Annotated in this window: 9 protein-coding genes; 1 reads left to right on the top strand and 8 read right to left on the bottom strand. The window is 58.5% G+C overall.

Annotated elements, in window-relative coordinates; genetic code table 11:
- Nucleotides 1-294: 294 nt before the first annotated feature.
- The 4 genes from IEX74_RS11905 to IEX74_RS11890 form a co-directional block, all read right to left on the bottom strand.
- Nucleotides 295-1,953 (bottom strand): pectate lyase family protein, encoded by a 1,659-nt coding sequence (locus tag IEX74_RS11905; RefSeq protein WP_188814220.1) that lies wholly within the window; start codon nucleotides 1,951-1,953, stop codon nucleotides 295-297.
- A 138-nt stretch (nucleotides 1,954-2,091) separates the two neighbouring features.
- Nucleotides 2,092-3,828, bottom strand: a complete 1,737-nt coding sequence (locus IEX74_RS11900; RefSeq protein ID WP_188814219.1) for a RagB/SusD family nutrient uptake outer membrane protein — start codon at nucleotides 3,826-3,828, stop codon at nucleotides 2,092-2,094.
- A gap of 15 nt (nucleotides 3,829-3,843) precedes the next feature.
- Complete coding sequence (locus IEX74_RS11895; RefSeq protein WP_188814218.1) at nucleotides 3,844-6,825, bottom strand: SusC/RagA family TonB-linked outer membrane protein; 2,982 nt, start codon at nucleotides 6,823-6,825, stop codon at nucleotides 3,844-3,846.
- A gap of 75 nt (nucleotides 6,826-6,900) precedes the next feature.
- On the bottom strand, nucleotides 6,901-8,577 hold the full coding sequence (locus tag IEX74_RS11890) for a fucose isomerase (RefSeq protein ID WP_188814217.1): 1,677 nt from the start codon (nucleotides 8,575-8,577) through the stop codon (nucleotides 6,901-6,903).
- 681 nt (nucleotides 8,578-9,258) lie between these two features.
- On the opposite strand from IEX74_RS11890, the gene IEX74_RS11885 reads away from it, so the two are divergent.
- Nucleotides 9,259-10,152: an AraC family transcriptional regulator gene (locus tag IEX74_RS11885; protein WP_188814216.1), complete on the top strand. Its 894-nt coding sequence runs from the start codon at nucleotides 9,259-9,261 to the stop codon at nucleotides 10,150-10,152.
- Nucleotides 10,153-10,304: 152 nt separating this feature from the next.
- On the opposite strand, the gene IEX74_RS11880 is transcribed toward IEX74_RS11885, so the two are convergent.
- The 4 genes from IEX74_RS11880 to IEX74_RS11865 all read right to left on the bottom strand — a co-directional run bounded on the left by IEX74_RS11880 (nucleotide 10,305) and on the right by IEX74_RS11865 (nucleotide 19,772).
- Nucleotides 10,305-11,228: a dihydrodipicolinate synthase family protein gene (locus tag IEX74_RS11880; RefSeq protein ID WP_188814215.1), complete on the bottom strand. Its 924-nt coding sequence runs from the start codon at nucleotides 11,226-11,228 to the stop codon at nucleotides 10,305-10,307.
- A gap of 68 nt (nucleotides 11,229-11,296) precedes the next feature.
- Complete coding sequence (locus IEX74_RS11875) at nucleotides 11,297-12,892, bottom strand: sodium:solute symporter family protein (RefSeq protein WP_188814214.1); 1,596 nt, start codon at nucleotides 12,890-12,892, stop codon at nucleotides 11,297-11,299.
- Between the two features lie 212 nt (nucleotides 12,893-13,104).
- Nucleotides 13,105-16,698 (bottom strand): malectin domain-containing carbohydrate-binding protein, encoded by a 3,594-nt coding sequence (locus IEX74_RS11870; protein WP_229755240.1) that lies wholly within the window; start codon nucleotides 16,696-16,698, stop codon nucleotides 13,105-13,107.
- A 236-nt stretch (nucleotides 16,699-16,934) separates the two neighbouring features.
- Complete coding sequence (locus IEX74_RS11865; protein WP_229755239.1) at nucleotides 16,935-19,772, bottom strand: glycoside hydrolase family 95 protein; 2,838 nt, start codon at nucleotides 19,770-19,772, stop codon at nucleotides 16,935-16,937.
- Nucleotides 19,773-19,908: the final 136 nt, after the last annotated feature.

Here is a 19,908-nt window from a genome sequence, read left to right as displayed (position 1 = left end):
GGAAAGCGTGTCATGCTGAGCCGGCCGAAGCACCTCCCCCGCTCCGAGTCCCACGTCAGAGCGAAAGAGCTGCTTAGCTTGCGTCTTCCTTCGTTTAGCCGGCTCAACACGACACATTTCCTTTAGTAATAGGCTATAATACACGGGTATAAATCACTCTTTCTCACGTTTCGCATGTAGAGACACATACTTGTGTCTCCTTGCGTTGCTGATGTTGTTGACCTAGGTTTTTCTAGCCCGGATCGTTCTGGCTCGTTCGTTCAACGACGAGACACAAGTATGTGTCTCTACACGCTACGACTTGCGCTGACCTTGCGGCGCGGGCTTCACTTTTTGGATGTCGACTGCGCTGTTCAGGAACTCTTCGATGTTGCTGTAGCCGTCTTTGTCGCGGTCTTTGGTGGCGTCGGAGGCGTCTTTGGGGTTGAGGCCGTGCTTTTTCTCCCAATCGTCGGGCATGCCGTCTTTGTCGGTATCCTGGTAGGGCTTGCCTTGGTAGGTGGGATAGCCGCCGACTTGGGCCGGGCTGGTGATGATGCCCTGCTTATAGGAATCTTCGGGCAGACGGCGCTTGATGTAAGGACTCTTTTCTGAAGGCTTCGCGTCTTTGGCGTAGGTGATTTTGCCGGTGCGTGCTTCCTCCACAATGCGGGCATCAACGGCGTCGCGCTTGGGTAGGGTGGCGCCTACGTTGGCCAGCACGTACTGGTAGGCCTCTTGCGCGGGAATTATGGTAACGTTCGGCATGGCAAAGGGCTTGTCGGTGCGGATGCTAGCCAGGATTTTATCCGCGTCGGGTACGTCTTCCAGCTGCACGCCGCCGGCCCAGTTGTCCTTGGTAATCTTCTCGTTACCTTCAATGACGTTGCCGGCCACATAAGCTTTGCCGAACACCAGACCTAGCTTTTTGTCGCGGCTGGCCTCGGGCTTGAGGATGCGGTAGCTGATGGGCTTATCGAGCGGCGTGATGGGGCCGGGCTTGTAGTAGTTGTTCACAAAGTTGTACTCCGAACGGTTGTCGCCGCCGTCGGCCGAGCGGTTCCACCAGTTGAACACCACGTTGTTGGCGAAGCCAAAGTCGCCGTACATGCCCACTGAAGGGTTGCGGCTGATGTTGTTGGCCCACAGGTTCCGCATGAACGTGCTGTTCAGCCCCCCGATGGTGCTGCCGAAAGCGTGATTGTAGTAGTCCAGCGCCTCCGAGAAGATGGAGTTTTGAATGGTCACGTTCACCGTCGGCAGCTTGTCGGCTTTGCCGGTTTCGGGGTTGTGGTACACGTGCCGGTACATCGACATGTTCTCATCCAGGCCCCAGGAGGCCGAGACGTGGTCAATCATAATGTTGCCCACTGGGTTGCCGCCCAGCGCATCGTCGCGGCGGCCCACCTCGGTAGCGCCGCGGCGGAAACGCAGGTAGCGCACCACCACATCGTGGGTGTTCAGCCACACCGATTCGCCGGCCACGCACACTCCGTCGCCGGGGGCCGTTTGGCCGGCAATGGTGATGTAGGGCGCCCGGATAATGATCGGGCTTTTGAGCTGAATGATGCCGGCCACGTTGAACACCACGATGCGGGCGCCGCCCTGTTCGCAGGCTTCGCGCAGGCTGCCGGGGCCGCTGTCGGCGAGGGTGGTTACCACGTACACTTTGCCGCCCCGCCCGCCGAACGAATGCGCGCCGCCGCCTTCCGCGCCGGGGAAAGCTAGCCTATCCGACTGCGGCAAATCGGAGGGCTTCGCCGCCCAGGGCACGAACGGCTTGCCCGCTTTGGCTTCCTGCTCCACAATGGGCAAGGCCTTCGACCAGGCTTCATCGGAGCGCTTCTGCGCCTCGGCCAGAGCCGCTTCGGCTTTCGCCTCCACGTCGGGCGGAATGGTGGGATATTGTGCCCACGCGGGCCGCGCCGTGCCGGCCGCCAGTAGAAGAGTTAGGAAAGCTAGGTTCTTATTCATTATGCTTGGAAAGGGTTAGGCACGCTTCGGCAAGCGGACGCCAGATGAAGCGTCTCTACCACTTCGTTGAGTTAGCATCAGGTTTACCACTGCACGCGAGATGCTTCGACAAGCTCAGCATGACGTTCTTTTTTACTGCTAGTACCCAGGATTCTGTTGAAAATCACCTTTGCTCGTCACGGCATCGATGTCGCTCTGCGGGATGGGGCGCAGCACGTGGAAATCCTTGATGTCGTTCTTGGCGTCGGGGTTGTTGTTGCGCACGCGCTCCAGCAGCTTGCCGGTGCGCTTAAGGTCGAGCCAGCGTACCTGCTCGCCAGCCAGCTCGCGGGCCCGCTCATCAAGGATGAAGTCCAGGTTCATCTGAGCAGCCGTGACCTGCATGGCGGCCGTGCGGCCGGGCAGCGCGGCACGGGTGCGCACCAGGTTCACGTAGTAAGCCGCCGAGTCGGGTTTGTTGAGGCGCACCTGCGCTTCGGCCCCGATCAGGGCGATGTCGCCTACGCGCAGGATGAAGACGTCGCGGGAGCTTTGGGTTTCGGTGGCCGAGGCGCGGGTCGGGTCGTCAAACTTGCGCAGCGATGGGTAGTGAAACCGGTCCTTGGGCGTGCCGTCGGCGTTGTAGATATCGTCGATGTCGTAGGTGCGGAACCGGAAACGTGTGGTGTACTGCTGCTGAAAGTTCGGGATGCTGCGCTTGGTAGTCAGCACGGCCGTGTCGCCTACGGCAAATTTGTTCTGGTTCAGCAGCGGCGCCAGGGCCGCGTTCTGGCTTACTTCCGCCGGCGACCATTTTTGAATGGTAGTCGCATTGTTGGCCAGCCACGCCTGCTTGAAGGAGGCCGCGTAACGGCTGTCGTTCTGCTCGTTATACAGATTCAGCAGGAAGCGCGTGGGCATGTAGCGCACGTTGGCAAAGCCGTTGGCCACGTCGCGCGTCATGCCGGGCAACGTGTTGTAGTCCATCAAAAAGAAGGTGTGACCTAGGTTGCTGCCCGCGTTGAAGGTCAGGTTGGTGGAGTAGTTCACCGCCCACAGCACCTCCGAGTTGCGCTGGTTATTGATGTTCCAGAGGTCGGCGTAGCTGGCGAGCAGCCGGATGCCTTGGCTGGTGTAGCCGGTCGTGACTTTGCGGGCGTAGTTGGCGGCGCGCTGGTACTGGCCCCGCGTGAGATACACTTTGGCCGCGAAGGCCTCAGCGGCGGGCCGGGTAATGCGGCCATAGTCGCTGGCCGTAGCCGGGACCGGGTAAGCGGCCAAGGTCACGGGCAGATTAACCAGCGCAAACTCTAGGTCGAGCAGCACCTGTGCATACACGTCGTCTACGGAGGCGCGGGTGGCGGTGGTTACTACGCCCTCGGTAGGCTCCAGGCGCAGCGGCACCGGCCCGAAGTTCTCCGCCAATAGGTAGTAGTACCAGGCCCGCATGAAGCGAACTTCCGCCTCCGCCGACGGCCGGCGCGCCACCGTCACGTTGGCCGTGCCGATGTACTTGATGGCCTGGTTGCAGAGGTTGATACCGGCGTAGCACTGCTGCCACAGATTGTTTTTCACCCAGACGTTATCCGCGTTCAGGCCCTGGTAGGTCATCAGCGACGGCTGCGGGGTCACGCCGTTGGTGGAGGTGGCGCCGTTGTTGGCGGCGTTAGTCCAGATATCGGTACCCATTTCCAGCAGGGCGTAGCCGGATTCTTTGCCGTAGATAGCGCGGTTGTAGGTGTAGGTGCCGTTGATAGCGGTTTCGATGCCCTCAGGGGTCGTAAACACGGCCTCGGCCGTGGCGCCGCTTGGGTTATATTCTTCCAGCTGTTTTTCGCAGGCGGAGGCTGCCAGGACCAGCAGCGCAAGAGCTAGGGGGCGAATGATCTTATTCATGGCTGACTAGTCGAATTAAAAGCCCACGTTCAGACCAATTACATAAGCGCGGTTCAGCGGCCGGTCGATAACTCCTTCTCCTTCCGGGTCGAAGTCTTTCAGGTCGCTGAAAGTGTGTAGGTTACGGCCCGACACATACACGCGCACGTTGTCGATTTTGGCCTTGCCGACGATGGACTTCGGCAGGGTGTAACCTAGGGTCACGTTGCGCAGCTTGGCGAAGGAAGCCTGACGCTCGGTGAGGGTCGTCACGTAGCTCAACGAGCGGGTTGCGTTAGGGCGTGGGTAGGCGTTGGTGGGGTTTTCGGGGGTCCAGTAATCGACGCGGGCACCGTTGTTGACGCCGCTGCGGGTGTACTTGGCGTAGTAGTCGGAGCTGATCCACTGGCCCACGCGGGCCACCAGCAACACGTTCAGGTCGAAGCCTTTGTAGCGCAGGTCGTTGCTGAGGCCACCGGTCCAGGCGGGCACCCGCGAGCCGATTACCTTGCGGTCGGCGGAGGTGATTTTGCCATCGGGCACCCCATCCGGACCGGAGATATCCGCCACCTTCAGGTCGCCGGGGATGGCGCCGTACTGGGCGGCTTCGGCTTCCTCACCGAGCTGCCAGATGCCGGTTTTCACGTAGTCGTAGTAGACCTGCGCGGGCTGCCCCTGAATGAGGGAGTTACGGTAATCGTCGGAAATCACGTTGCCGTTGGGCAGCTCCACAATGGTTTCCTTGTTGCGGGCAAAGGTGGCCGTGGTCGACCACGTAAAGCTCTTGCCTTTTAGGTTCTGCGAAGTCAACGACACTTCGATACCCTTGTTGCGGGTGCGGCCGATGTTGCGGTTCACGGTCGTTACGCCCGTCAGCAGCGGCAGCGTAAAGGGGAAAATCAGGTCCTTGGTTTTCGCGTCGTAGTAGTCGACGGTACCGGTAATGCGGTTGTCGAAGAAGCCGAAGTCTACGCCGAAGTCCGTAGTGTAGGTTTTTTCCCAACCTAGGTTCGGGTTGCCGATGGTGGGCGAGATGGTGTAAGTAGGTGCCGCGTTGGCGTCGCCGTACGAGAACGACGTGTTCGTCAGTGAACTCTGCGTACCGTAGGCATTGATTACGTCGTTACCCGACAGGCCATACGAGCCGCGCAGCTTCAGCTCAGTGATGAGGTTCAGGTCTTGCATAAACGGTTCGTCGATCAGGCGCCAACCTAGGCCCAGGGAAGGAAAGTTGGCCCCTTTATGACCCGGCCCGAGCTTCGACGAGAGGTCGGTGCGGCTGGTGATGGAGAGCAGATACCGGCCTTTGAAGCTGTAGTTAATGCGGCCCGTAAACGAAATCAGCTTGTTTTCGGAGAAGCCGCTGCCGTAGAAAGGGTTCTGGTTGGCCGAACCTAGGTTGTAGAACGACTGCGAAGGCAGCACCTGGTTGTTGCCGCCGGCAAAGCTGTTGGTGTTGGTAAACGACAGATAGCTGGCTACTCCGGTGAGGGTAAACGAATGTTCGCCCAAGCTCTTCTGGTACGTCAGCACGTTTTCCCAGCTCAGGTTGCGGTTCTGGTTGTTCGTAATAGAAGCCTGAGAGTTGGCACCACGCCCATCAATGGTGTTGCGGCCGTAGAAGCTGCCGGCCTCCGAAGTGGCGTAGTTGGCCGCGAAGGTTGAGCGCAGGCTCAGGCCTTCCAGCGGCGTCAGCTCCACGTAAGCCGCGGCGGTGATGCGGTTAGTTTTGGTGTTGCGCTGGTAGGCGCCGGGCTGCTCATCGGCCAAGGGGTTCACCTGCGTGCCGCCCAGCGGGAAGACGACCAGGTTGCCGTCATCGTCGTAGGGGCGGCCGAGCGGCGCAATCTGCGAGGCGATGTTGAACGGGTCGCGGCGGATGTCGTTGTTGATGTAGGCCAACTGGGTTTGCACGCCCACCTTCAGCCACTTGTTCACCGTCTGGTCGATGTTGGCGCGGGTGGTGTAGCGCTTGAAGCGGTCGAGCTTCATTAGGCCTTTCTCGTCGTAGTAGCCCAGCGAGAAGTACACCTTGGTATTCTCGGAGCCGCCGGAGAGGCCGACCTGGTAGTTCTGCTGCATGCCTTTGTGCAGCAGCTGGTCGGGCCAGTTCACGTACTCGCCGTTTTCAATGGCGGCCAGCTGATTGGGGTTGAACACTTTGGAATCGTCGGCGGGACTGTTCCAGGTGCCCGTAGCCCGGAAGGCTTCGCGGCGGAAGGCCACGTACTCGGGGCCGCTCATGAACTCGCCGTAGCCGGCCACCTTCGTAACGCCCGAGTAGGCGTTGAACGTAATCTTGGGCTTACCGACGCTGCCGCGCTTGGTCGTGATGATAATGACGCCGTTGGCACCGCGCGAACCGTAGATGGCCGTAGAAGATGCATCTTTCAGCACCTCAATGCTTTGCACGTCGTTCGGGTCGATGTCGGCCGCGTTTACGCCCTGCACCCCATCCACGATGTAGAGCACGTTGTTGGAAGCGCTGGGATTGGCAATGGAACGGTTGCCCCGAATCCGGATTGAGGCGCCCTGGCCGGCATAGCCGTTGGCGCGGGTGATATCGGCACCCGGAATTTTGCCCTGGAGCGCCTCCGTCACGGTTGTTACCGGCAGCTTGGTTACTTCTTCTCCTTTCACCGAAGATACCGCGCCGGTCAGGTCGCGCTTTTTCACGGTGCCGTAGCCAATCACGACGACGTCATCCAGGGCCGCGGCTTCTTGCGAGAGCCGGATTTCCACCCGGGTCTGGTCGGGCCTCACGGCTAGCTCCTGACTTTTATAGCCCAGGTAAGAGATGGTAAGGATAACATCCGTTTTATCAGCAACCTGAATGGTAAAGCGGCCTTCACTATCGGTTGAGTTACCGTTGGTGGTGCCTTTCACCACTATCGTGACGCCAGGCAGCGCTTCACCTTTGTCGCTGCTTACCACCTGGCCGGTGAGGGTTCGGGTCTGAGCCTGCGCGGCACTGACCAGCAGCAGCAGGGTTGTAAGTAAGAGGAAAATTCGTTGCATGTAGGTGGGTTTTTAGAGCGGGTTGTTCTCTCGTCAAACACTCGGCTCTACCTAGGCAGAGCGCACCCGGCAAGGCTAGCGTGCTAGCGTTGCCGGCTCTGGCTTAGCGGCTTGCGCAGCGGTGTGGTTCGTCCCGGCCCAATCGACGGAGCCGCAGAAATGCACCTCGATACCTAGCTCGGCCAGCGCCGCCGCCTTGATGCGGCAGGCCTGGTAGGCTTTGGCCTCGTAGGGCGCATACACCACCTGAATGTGGTTGGCTTTGTGGCGGGCCATCATCTGGTCGCGGGTGACGCCGCGCAGCACGGCGTGCATAATAGGCCACTCGGGCGTGGTTTCCTGCCAGCGGCGCTGGGTTTCGGCGGCAGGCAGCGCTACCACTTCGCCCACACCTAGGTCGCAGTGCAGCTTGCCATCCATCACGTACACCCGGCTCCACACGATGGAGCCCGGGCGACTCACCCCTTTGATGCTGCCGCCACCCAAGCGGAAATACATGGGGGGCTGCCGCTCGCTGCTGGCGCCCTCGTAGCCACCAATGAAGTGCGCCGGCGGGGCAGCCCCCGAAATCAGAAACACCCACACAAACTGGTCGCCGTCGCCGGTGTCGTAGAGCTGGCCCCAGCGCAGGTCGTGCAGCGTGGTTTCGCCCGACATACCTAGCTCCTGCCACAAGCGGTACGTCACCAGGGCATCAAGCCCGGCGCACTCGTCTACTTCGTTGAAGTGCGGCAGCGCTTGGCCGGCGTATAGCTCCTCCCCTGCCGTCGAGAAAACCGGCGGGCGGTCCGAGTCATTCAATAATCCTTCGGTCAGGTCGCTGGCCACGGTCAGGTCTTTCAGGCCTTGCTGGTACTGAATGCCGATGGTGTCGCAGCCGAAATCATTGGCAATGCGCATGGCGGCAATGTACATCTTGCACTGCTCCAAGGTCTGCGGACGGGTAAGCTGGGTGGCCTCGTCGGTGCCCCAGTTGAACTTCATACCTTTGGCCAAGAGCCAGTTGAGCACGTTTTGGGCTTCGGCGTCCGTCACGTCGCGCATGGCGGCGTAGAGGCTAGCCTGGCTGAGGCGCTCCTTGAAGATGCCGGTGGCGTGCAGCAGCTCGTCGGGCACGATGGCGTTGTACATGCCCATGCAGCCTTCATCAAACACGCCCATGATGGCTTTGTGCTGTCGCAGGCGGCGGCCAAACTTGCGGCCAGTCTGCTCGTCGGCGGCGGGTAGTTTTACACTGGTAAAGTCCGTTACGTGGCTACCGTCCTGCGTGATGGTGCCTTCGTTCAGCCATTGTTGCAGGCCGTTCTCGAAGAACGCATCCGTGAAATCTTCGCTCCAAAGGGTGCTGTAAGTGACGCCGGCTTTGGTCAGGCAGCCGTTCAGGTTCAGCATGCCCACCAGGCCCGGCCACTGCCCGCTCCAGTTGGCCACCGTCAGGATGGGGCCCTGGTGCGTGGTCAAGCCGGCCAGCACATGGTGCGAGTACTGCCACACGCTTTCCGCCACGATAAGCGGCTGCCGCGGGTCGATAGTGCGGAAAACCTCCATGCCCATCTTCTGCGAGTCGATGAAGCCGTGCTGCTTCTCCGGGTCATAAGGGTGCGCCCGCTTCACCGACCAGCCTTGGCGGGCCAGCGCCGCACCTAGCTGTTCTTCCATGGCGTGCTGGGCCGCCCAGCAGTTCTGGTTGGCCGCGAGTCGCAAATCGCCGCTGGCAAGTACTATAACTTCTTTGGAGGTAACTGGAGCCACTACTTGGTGCGGGTTAAAAGGTCAACGGAAACGTATGCACTGCAAGTCCTCCTATTATCCGAGCGGGTCTTTACTAAGGGCTGGATGAGGGCTAAGGCTCTGAACGCAAGGCAGACAGGCGTTCGTTTTGTCTGCGTGTTTCTGCGGCTAAAGAGTCAGGAAAGACTACATAGCAAATATGCTAGCTCCGCCAGCGGCGTCTTTACTAGTTATTGCCTACTTAGTATAGGATCTTAGCATGGCCCACTTTTCGGGGGAATACCCGGCCGGCCAAGGATTATCCAACCGGTTCTGCTCCTATTACTATAAGACGGGGATTTGGCGGCCGTCTGAGCACTCCGAGCAGTACACTACAGGAGAGTGCAAACGTTATAGTAAACTAGCTTAGGGTCACTTTACTGTTCAGGCGCTGTATGCCCCGGCCGATTTAGCAGCACTCCAACGCAGGATAATATCCTAGAGTGCAGCCGTTAATTAGCGTACTGACCTAGGTTTGGAGGCCATGAGTAGCGCTTCTTAAACCGCTCGTTTGCAGGCGAACCAAATGGAATTCTACAAGATGGCAGAGCGCTTTTTTCAGAAGGCAAAATCAACGAACTCGGCTTTCCCCAGGTTCTGTTGACGCTGATAAAGCCGCTGATCATCATACTGTTCTTCTCGTCCCACTTTCAACTCTCTTCCATGAAAGCCCACTTTCACAAAGTCCCGGTCAGCACCCAAAGCTCCTTCAGCATCCGGCACGACCGCAAGCCCAATTTTGGTACTACGTGGCATTACCATCCTGAGCTGGAGCTGCACTATGTGGTGCAGGGAGAGGGCGTGCGGCTGGTGGGCGATAATATCAGCAACTTCTCTTCGGGCGAGCTTATCTTATTGGGTGCCAATCTGCCCCACACCTGGCGCTGCAACGAGGAGTATTTCCAGAACGACCCGGACGTGGAAGTGGAAGCCATCGTTATTCAGTTCCTACCCGAGTGCCTGGGCCGCTACCTGCTAGGTTTGCCGGAAGCGTATCTTATCCCGAAGCTGTTCGACAAGGCCAAAAGCGGCCTGATTATCAGCGGCGAAGCGAAAGCCAAGCTGATTCCGCTGATGCGCTCGGCCGTGCAGGCCACCGACCTAGACCGTATTATTATCTTCCTGTCCATCCTGAAGATCATTTCGGAAACTTCAGAGATACAGACCATTGCCGCCGAGCACCACGCCTTCAAGCAGTCCAACGAATCCGACGTGCAGCGCATCAACAAGGTGTGCAACTACACGCTGTCGAACTACAAGAATGAAATTACGCTGGAAGAAATTGCGTCGATCAGCAACTTGAGCGTCACGTCTTTCTGCCGCTACTTCAAGCTCATTACCAAGAAGACGTACTACGATTTCCTCATTGAAATCCGCATCAGCCAAGCCTGCCGCCTGCTCATCGAAGATAAGCTGCCGACCGAAGTAATCTGCTTCGAATGCGGCTTCAACAACGTGTCGAACTTCTACCGTCACTTCAAGAAAATCACCAAAGTGACGCCGCTTGAGTACAAGCGCAAATACCTGCACAGCTATAAGGAAGCGGTGCTAGCCTAGGTTTGCGGTTAAAGTTTGAGAGTAAATAAGAACGTCATGCTGAGCTTATCGAAGCATCTCTCCCGCAATAGTATTCATTTACTTTGGCGGGAGAGATGCTTCGACAAGCTCAGCATGACGTTCTGGCTTTTTAGCTGTTCCAGCTAGCCCTTCTACACCAGCTCCAGGCTGCGGCTCAGGTTGGTGTAGTCGCCGCTGAGGGCTTCCACGGCCCGCCGAATGGCGCCTGAGAAAGTGCCTACCTGCCGGCGCGTGAAGGTGGAAATATCCACACCGCGCTGCTTGAGCGAGTATTTGGCCACAATCGGGTAGACGTTGTGCATCACGTCCATGTTCTTGATAAAGAACTGCTGTACTTCATCTACTTCGCTGGCTAGCTGTGGGTTATCGTAGTTCTTGCACAGCCACACGATAAGCTCAGGGAAGAAGTTGCCCTGAATGCACGACAGCCCGGCCGCCCCCGCCCGCAACGATTCTACCGCATGGCCCATGTAGGCATCGTAAAGGCCGAAGGAATGACCCTGCACGGCGGCTAACTTCGCCCGCACCTGGTTGATATCCAGGCAAGTGTCCTTGTGGTAGGTCACGCGGCCGGTGCCCACAAACTGCCCTAGCTGCTCGGCCGATAGCACTCGCTTATAGGGCTCGGGGCACTCGTAGAAACCTAGGGGAATGCCATCCGTCCAATCCAAGAGCCGGAAAACCCGCTCGTTGAACACGGCATCGGACTCGTGTTCAGCGGCCAGCAAACCGGTGATGACGATGACGGCTTCCGTGCCGGCTTCGTGCACTTTCTTCACAAATTCGGCCTGCTCGTGCAAGCCGCCGGCGAAGGTGCCGGTGGCAACTACCGGCACGGCTCCGCCTACCACATTCACGACGTGGCGGATGCTTTGCAGGCGTTCGGCCTCGCTCAGCTCGAACATCTCGCTGGAGAGGCAATTCGCGAAAAGCCCGGCCGCTCCGGCTTCTAAGTACAACTCAGTCAGACGAGTAAGCGCCGGATAATCGATTTGCCCATCGTTCTGAAAGGGCATGAGCATAACGGGGATAAATCCCTTTGGTGACTTTTCCATATTCTGGCGAAGCTTATTTGTCCGGTAGTGGGCGCGGTGGCCGTGCGGTTTAGAAAACGTAGTGCAGCTTAGTAGACAGACTGCTTGAACTCCTCGGCTGGCCTAGCCTCTACCCGACTCTTACGCAATCGGTTAAATAATAGACCTAGTAAAAAAATGGTTAGTGTTCCGACCACGATAATCATGCTTTTGTGCAGCGGATTACGCAGTGCGGCGTACGACTCTGATAAGTTGGGCGAAAACGTCATCCACAGGATGACGAGCACGCCAATGATGGTGGCCGTCAGGGCTTCGTGGTTGCTGGTTTGGCGGCTGATAACGGCAAGCAGAAACAGACCTAGCATGCCCGCCGCGAAGATGCCCGACAGTTCCCACCACACATCCAGCACGCTTTTCACCCCAATCATGGCAATGCCGGTGCCCATGCCGAGCAGGCCCACCACTACCGTACCTAGGTGCAACAGGCGCATGGTTTGGCGGCCGCTGAGGTTGGGCCGGAAGTAGCGCCCGTAGATGTCGGCCGTGAAAACGGTGGCGGAGGCATTCATGCCCGAGCTGATGGTGCTCATGGCCGCCGATAAGATGGCCGATACGATCAGACCCACGAAGCCCGGCGGAATCTTCGTAACCATGAAGTGCGGCATCACTTTATCGCCGTAATCGGAAGGTTGGAGTTGGGCCGCAGCCTGCGTAATCTGCGCGACGGTGGCGGTTAGCGGCAGCCTTTCGGCGGCTACTTTCAGCTTCACGGCCTCAATCAGCTCTGGGTGCACCTGGTAGTAAGCGTACAGACTAGAGCCAATGACAAAGAAGAGCAACGAGGCCGGCACGTAGATTAACACGCACAGCCAGATCGACTTAGCTGCCTGCTTAGCCGATTCCGCCGTGTGGTAGCGCTGCACGTAGTTCTGATCGACGCCGAAGTTGTTCAGGTTAATAAAGAAGCCATACAGCAATACGACCCAGAATGTGGACTGCGTGAAATCGGGACCCAAACCACCTAGGCTGAACTTATCGTGCTGCTGGCCGATGGCAATTACTTTGGCAATGCCACCGGGCATATTATCAATCACCAGATACAGAATCAGCAACGCGCCGAAGGTTTTGATAATGCCCTGAACTACTTCCGTCCAGATGACGGCTTCAATGCCACCTAGCACCGTGTACACGATGATGCAAATGCCAGTCACGAGCATAATCAGCTCCATCGAGAAGCCGGTAAGCGCCTGCAAGGTGAGGGCAATACCGAAGAAGATGGACCCAATGCGGGCTAGCTGCGTCAGCAGAAAGCAGACCACGGCGTAGGTTCGTGCCCAACTACCAAAGCGCCGCTCTAAGTGCGTGTAGGCTGATATTTCGCCGGTGCTGCGGTAAAACGGCACGAAGTAGCGCACCGCCACCCACGCCGCCAGCGGCATCGAGATGCTGAAAACCAGTGCGTTCCAGTTCGTACCGAATGCCTTGCCCGGCACGCCGAGGAAGGTGTTGCTGCTCAGAAACGTGGCATAAATCGACAGGCCAATGGCCCAGCCGGGAATCATGCCGGAGGCGCTGGAGTACTGTTCCGGGTTTCCGTTTTTCCGGGAAAAGTACACCCCCACGGCTATCATAGCCACCAGGTACAGCGCAATAATGATTAGGTCAAGAACTCGCAAATTGCTCATGGGGGCAATAATTGTGAAATGCCGCGAATTTTCGCCTAAAACCTAGGTAACAGTATCATTAGCAAATTTATCTGCGGCGGCTGCCCCGTCCGTGTATGATTTTCCCCTCCTATTGTAGCATCTTGACCATTAGGGAAGTGTTGAAGGTTGAATAATCCTTTTCAGAACTTCTCATCCCTTAATTCAACATTTCTAACCTTTAACCTTTTAAACTACTGCACATCCAGGCCAGATACGCTTAGGCCGGCGGCGTTGGTGGCGGTTAGCTTCACGCGGTAGCTGCCGGCGTTGATCATGCTGCCGGTAGAGGTGGTCAGGTAATTCCACTTGCCGGTTTTGGACGGCTCCAGCTCCACGGGTTCTTCCTTGATCAAGGTGCCATCGGCGTAGGCGACGGTGAGCTTGCCGGTAAGCTTCTGGGTGAGCGGGTTGGCGTAGCGGAAAGTGAGCGAATATGTGTCGGCTACGCCCACGGCGAACGTCCACTCCAAGGCGCCGCCGGCAGGTTCCTTGAAGGTGATGCTCTCCTTCGTGTTCACCGTCTCCTTCACCATGCCGGGGCCCGATACGCGAGCTGTAGCCGGTTTGTAGCCGGTGGTAGGCTTCAGGTCGTAGGCGGGCTCAATAGTGCTAGCGCGGTTCACGGCCACAATGTAGGCCAGCGGTTTCTTACCCGCCGCGCTGCCATTCGGACCTAGCTCGACGGTCGCTTTGGCTGGAAAGCGCCGGCGGTACACCCGGAACAAGTGGCCGCCATCCTGCGCTAGAGCTAAGCTGGTTTTCGTATCCTCGTACTCTTTCAGCCAGGCGGGCAAGGCAGTTATTTGGGCGTCCAACCCGATATAGACATCGGCAGTGGTGGTCACGTCGAACGATACTCGTGGCGGGGTGGTGGTCATGGTTTTCGGCGTGCGTAGCCACTCGGCGCCGTACAATCCAGAGGGTAGTTCGCTGAAAGCGGCTAGGTCGTCGGTGTAAGGCGACTGGCCGGTATCCAGCCACGTTTGCGCCGACCACTTACTGGCTGCTGCGGGGTCGGCTACCGTCAGCTTCCCGATGACAGCCGGTGAGCTAGGTGCAGGTTTAGCATTAGCATCGGCGGAGGCAATAGCGAGGGCAGAAATCAGCGCCTGCCCGGAAGCCACGTGGGGGAAGGAAATCATAAGCTGGCCACCGGTTACGCGTGCTTTCACCGTCTTCTTCAGGGCCTGATCGTGGCCGGCTTCCTTCCAGATGTCGAGGTCATGCAGCACCGTTTCGCCGTTGATGGCCACGTCGAATAGGCGCCAGCCGGTGCAGTTGAGGCCACCGCCGGTACCTAGCCAGGGTTCAGTGAAGTAGAGCTCTACTAGGTACTCGCCATCGGGCACGGGGAAGCTGTAGCGGAGCTTGTCGCGGCCGTAGCGGAAATCTTGGAATAAGGGTCCGTCGGTGGTGCCTAGGATGGGGTCGTGGGTGCGGCGCTGGCTAGCAAAGAACGGCGCTAGGCCGGGAAAGTCATTCGTCCACGACTCAGAGCCCCAGGTACTAGCGTCGGTGCGGGGCTGATCGGCGAGCCAAGTGTTGCCGCTTTTGTCGACGTACGTAGGGCCGCCGCAGTTCACGCGGTAGAGGTAATTGTAGCTAGGTTGCGGCGCTGTGATGGGTTTGGCCCCGGCGAGAAACTCGCTGAAGTGCGGGGCCTGGGGCAAGTGGTGCAGCACGATGTAATCTTTGGCCACCGCTTTGCCCTGCACGTAGCCCACGGCATACAGCACATTGTACTGAATAGCAGCTCCATCCCACTGAAAATGCGTGCCGACACCCGCCCGCGTTTTGCGACCTAGGGAGGTGCTGTTTACGTCGTTGAACAGCTCTACTTCATCACAATTCGAGTACACCGTGATGCTGTCTTTTTTGCCGGGCGTGAGCCAGCGGTCGGGCCAGGTGTGGGAGGCGATGTACACCATCGGCTCGGTGGCCTTGGGCGCGTAGTTGGCCCGAAACATATAGAAGGCGTCGGTGGGCTCCTCCCAGGGCGTGAGCAGGCCTTTGTAATTCACGGGGCCAATGCGGTCTAGCTCGCGCTGCCCTTCGCCGCCCTGCACCCGACCAGGGTTGTCGTGCGAGGTGAAGATCCAGAAGAAATGCCCGGCGGTCTGGTCCTTTACCGATTCCGCCAAGCGCACTTTCGTCTCCATGATCTGCGTCATGCGGTCTTCGCTGAAAGGGCCGTTGTTAAGAATGGGTGGACCTTCGGAGTGCAGATCGAGGGTGCGCCAGGCGCCGTACTCACCTACCAGCACTTGGCGCTGCACGTCGGTGGCGTAGCTCGCGGGGTCGCCGCCGTAGGTGCCCGTCCAGTTTTGGGGCACGTCCCAATCGGTGCCTTTGCCGCCGTTGCAGGTCGTGACTTTCCGCTGGCTTGACGCTGTGGGGTCGAGCTGCCGGATGAGGGCGGTGCATTCCTTGGCGAAATCTTCAGGCAGCGTGCTTTCGTTTTCCAGGCCCCAGAGCACAATGGAAGGGCTATTGCGCCGCTCCTTAATCCAGTCGACGAGCAGGGTTTTGAAATTGGCGCGGAAGGCGGGCGTGTCGTACCACACGTGGGCGGCAAGCTGCGGCCACCAGAGCAAACCTAGGGTGTCCCAGTTGGCTTGGTAGCGCAGATTATGGGGCTGGTGCGCGTCGCGGAAAGCATTGAAGCCGAGCGCTTTCATCTGCTGTACCCGCGTCCGAATTTGGGCAGCACTGAAGGCGTGGCTTTGCCCGAGCAAGTGTTCGTACTCCGCAACACCGTTGATGAATACGGGCTTTCCGTTGAGCAAAAACGCTTTCTGGTTGACAGCCGCTTTGCCGATGGGCCAGCTAATCCAACGAATGCCGTAAGGGGTGACGAGTTCATCAACCGGCTTCCCCTTTTCCACTATCCGCGTGACGAGGCGGTACAGATACGGGTCTTCCAACGACCACAAATGCGGCTGATTAAGACGCGGAAATTGCTGCTTGATAATGGTAACCACGCCCGGCCGAAGCTGCTGCTTGGTTTTCACCTCCGCTATCGTAGCTCCCTTCTTGTCAAGCAGTTGGCTCAATACCGCGACGGGCCTAGCCTTGCTTTCGTAGTTCTTCACCTCCGTGGTGAGGTATAGCTGCGCCGACTTCTCCGACACTGTCGAATCGCTCCAGATGTGTACGCCGAATGGCTCCACCCGCACCGGGCTCGTCACGACGAGCTGCACCGGCCGGAAGATGCCCATGGGCTGCGAGCCTTCCGAAAAGCCCCGCTCCTCGGAGCAGCCGCCGCACACCCACGGCAAATCCTGGATACCGGCCGGATGGTCGGCGCGTACGGCTAGCAGGTTGGGTTTGCCATCGAGGTGGATGGCCTCGGTGACATCGAGCGTGAAGGTGGTGCGGCCGCCCGCGTGGAAGCCTACCTTTTTGCCATTCACCCACACCGTGGCATAGGAGCCCACGCCTTCGAAAAACAGAAAGTAGCGCTGGCCGCTTTTTTCGGGCTTGACAGTGAAGGTCTTGCGATACCACGCGTAGCCGTGGCGGTTGCCGTGGCGCAAGCGGCGGTAGCCTTCGTAGGCATCCCAGTTGTGCGGCACAGCGACGGTTTTCCAGTCTTTGTCCGAAAAGCTAGCTTGCTCGAAGCCGTTGAATGCTTGCGGGTTCTTGTCGTCGGCTACGGTGCGCCAGTCCGTTTCGAGCGGAATGGTGTGGCGAAGCGCCGACTGTGACCTAGCCGCAGTAGCAGCCAGCATCAGCAGCACGAGCAACGTTAAGTGCTTGACAACAAACATAAACTGTTTAGCCATGAGGAAATATTCACAATAAAAAAGACCGTGTCATGCTGCGCTTGTCGAAGCTTCGCTGCCGAAATCAGAACGATGTAGAGACGCGACATTTCGCGTCTCGTCGTTGAACGATCTACCTGGAACGACCTAGGCAAACAACATCCGCAACGACAAGACGCAAAGTGTTACGTCTCTACAATCGGTAGGCGAAGCAGTAGAGATGCTTCGGCAAACGCAGCATGACGGTAATGTGGGTATTAAAGCGACTTCAAATCACCGTTCAGTCGGTAGGTTTTACCCTTTTGCGTCGCTAGGCTCACTTCTTTGGTGCCGTAGTGCAGCACGCAGGTGCCACCCGTTTTCGACAGAATTTCAAGTTGTTGGAGCTTGCCTTGCTGCCACTTCATAGCTAGCTCGAAGCCGCCGCGGGCGCAGAGGCCGCGAATCTCACCGGTGGGTAGGGCAGTGGGTAGGGCAGGCAGCAGGTCGAGGTAGCCGGCTTGGCTTTGCACCAGCATTTCGGCCAGACCCGCCGCGCCACCGAAGTTGCCGTCGATCTGGAAGGGCGGGTGCGCGTCGAACAGGTTGTGGTACACGCCGCCCCGCTCGCTACCGGTGCCGGTTTCGGCGGGCGAAAGCAAGTTCTTCGCAATCAGGAGGGTATGGTCGCCGTCCTTGAACCTAGCCCACAGGTTGACTTTCCAGGCTAGGCTCCAGCCCGTGCCCTCGTCGCCGCGGTAGAGCAGCGACTGTTTGGCGGCTTTTAGCAAGTCGGGCGTGGCCCAGGTGATGTCGGTGCCGGGGAACACGCCCCAGAGGTGCGACACGTGCCGGTGGGTGTCGGTGGGGTCGTCTTTGTCTTCGAGCCACTCTTGTAGCTGACCGTGCTTACCGATTTGATTTGGAGCAAGTTGGCTAGCTTTTTCTGCTAACGTTTTTCGGAAATCGGCGTCGGTGCCGAGCACTTGGGCGGCGGCGCTGCAATTCTTGAACAGCTCCCGAATAATCTGGTGGTCCATGGTCGGGCCGGCCACCAAGCCGCCGTGCTCCGGTGAGTTCGAGGGCGTGCTGATAAGCCAACCGGTTTTGGGGTCCTTCACCAGGAAGTTCACGAAGAAGCTAGCTGCTTCCTTCATCACCGGGTACTGCTGGCGCAGAAACTCTTTGTCTTGCGTGAACTGGTAATGCTCCCAAATGTGCTGGGTTAGCCACGCCGCGCCCGTCACCCAAATGCCGTGATTCGAGGCATTAATCGGCGCCGTGCCGCGCCACAGATCGGTGTTGTGGTGAAGCACCCAGCCAGGTGCGTTGTAATGGGCTTTAGCGGTGCCTTTGCCCGCTTCGGCTGCCTCATCGATCAGCCGGAACAGCGGTTCGGTGCAGGCCGAAAGGTTCAGCGCCTCCGCTGGCCAGTAGTTCATCTGCAAGTTGATGTTGGTAGTATACTTGCTGCCCCACGACGGTGTAAGCGACTCGTTCCAAATGCCTTGCAGGTTGGCCGCCTGCGCGCCGGGCCGCGAACAGGAGATGAGCAGGTAGCGCCCGTACTGTATGTACAAGGCCAGCAGCGCCGGATCGGCGTTCGGACTAAACCGCTGAATGCGCTCATCCGTCGGCAAGTTTTCGTTGGCGCTGTGACCTAGGTCCACGGCAAAGCTTTTGAAGTAGCCTTGGTACTCGCGCAGGTGTTCGGCTTTTAGGGCATCGTACTTCTTGCCTTTGCTAGAGGCTTGAGCCTGAGCAGCTAGCTTTTCCGGGTCGGCTGATACGTCTTTGTAGTTCTTAAAACTAGTAGCTGCCGTCAGGGTGAAAGTGACTTCGTCGGCGTTTTCCAGCTTAATCTGGTCGTTCGTCACCGTCACTTTGCCGCGCTTGGCATCTACTCGTAGGTAGCTCACGCCCCGCAACACCCCGTCGCGCACCTGCACTGAGAGGGCTAGGGTGTGGTCATCCACGCGGCGCGTAGTCATTTGCTTGTGCGGACTTTTCAGTAAGGCAGCTAGGTTGAGGGCGCCTTTCTTATCGGCTGTGAGGTGGCAGATGATAGCTTGGCCGGGCGCGCTGGCGAAATACTCGCGGGTGAAGTTGACGCCGTTGCTGGCGTACGAAACCCGCGTGATGGCCTCGTTCAGGTCTAGCTCGCGGTGGTACTTAGTGGGCGTGCCAGCTTGCGGAAACTGCAAATACACGTCGCCAAAGGGCTGGTAGCTCGCTTCGTAAGAAGGAAACAGCGGCGGCTGATCGTCCTGAATCCAGTACTGCCAAGCCGGGTCGAGCGGCACGTTGGTTTCGGGGCTACCACCTTCGGGATACACCACAAATACCGGCTGCTTTTCCTTCACCCCGATCAGGCCACCCTTATCATAGAAGTTCAGCACCTTGATTACCAGCTGGTTCTTGCCAGCATGCAGCGCCGCGGCCGGAATGGTGTAGCGCCGCTTTTTGCTGATGCCTTCGTCGGTGCCGATCTGGGTGCCGTTCACGTAGGTGTAGTCCACATCCCGAATGCGACCTAGGGCCACCGTCAGGTTTTTGCCAGCCCAAGCCTGGGGCACATCGAACGATGTCTTGAACCACACGGCGCCATCAAGACCCTCCAAACCAACACTTTCCCAACCATTTAACGCCGAAACAGCTAGGTTCTGCCAAGTGTGGCCGGGCGCTAGAGCAGCCGTTACGTTCACGGCACTCACCTTTTGCAGCCACGCCGTTTTCTGCGTCTCGTACTCGCCTTCGTGGTCCTTCACGCCCATAAAGTGCTGTTCGGCTAGGGCCTCCGCCTCGGCTTGCTTGCCCTCCGCCAGTAGTTGGCGAATGGGACCTAGGTACTGCGCGGCACCTTCGCGGTAGTAGGTACGCGGCCGCCCCGTCCAGAGCGTGGCTTCATTGAATTGAATCCGGTCTTCCGCCACCCCACCGAACATCATACCGCCGAGCTTGCCGTTGCCGATGGGCAGGGCGTCGGTCCACTTCTCGGCAGGCTGGTTGTACTGTAGCTTTAGCTGCTGCGCCTCACTGGTGCCTAAGGTTAAGCATAATAATCCCGTGATACTGAGGACAAAGCGCAGGTTGATCATACTATTGATAATTGTCATGCTGAGCTGGTCGAAGCATCTCTACTACTTCGTTGTAAACGCCAGGCTGATGTAGAGACGCGACACTTCGCGTCTCCTCGTTGCTGATGTTGTTTGGCTAGGTGATCGTGCAAAGGGGAGACGCGAAGTGTCGCGT

The sequence above is a fragment of the Hymenobacter cavernae genome (genome assembly GCF_014641455.1).
In the GTDB taxonomy this organism is placed as follows: Bacteria; Bacteroidota; Bacteroidia; order Cytophagales; family Hymenobacteraceae; genus Hymenobacter; species Hymenobacter cavernae.
This window is presented reverse-complemented; position numbering and strand designations above follow the sequence as displayed.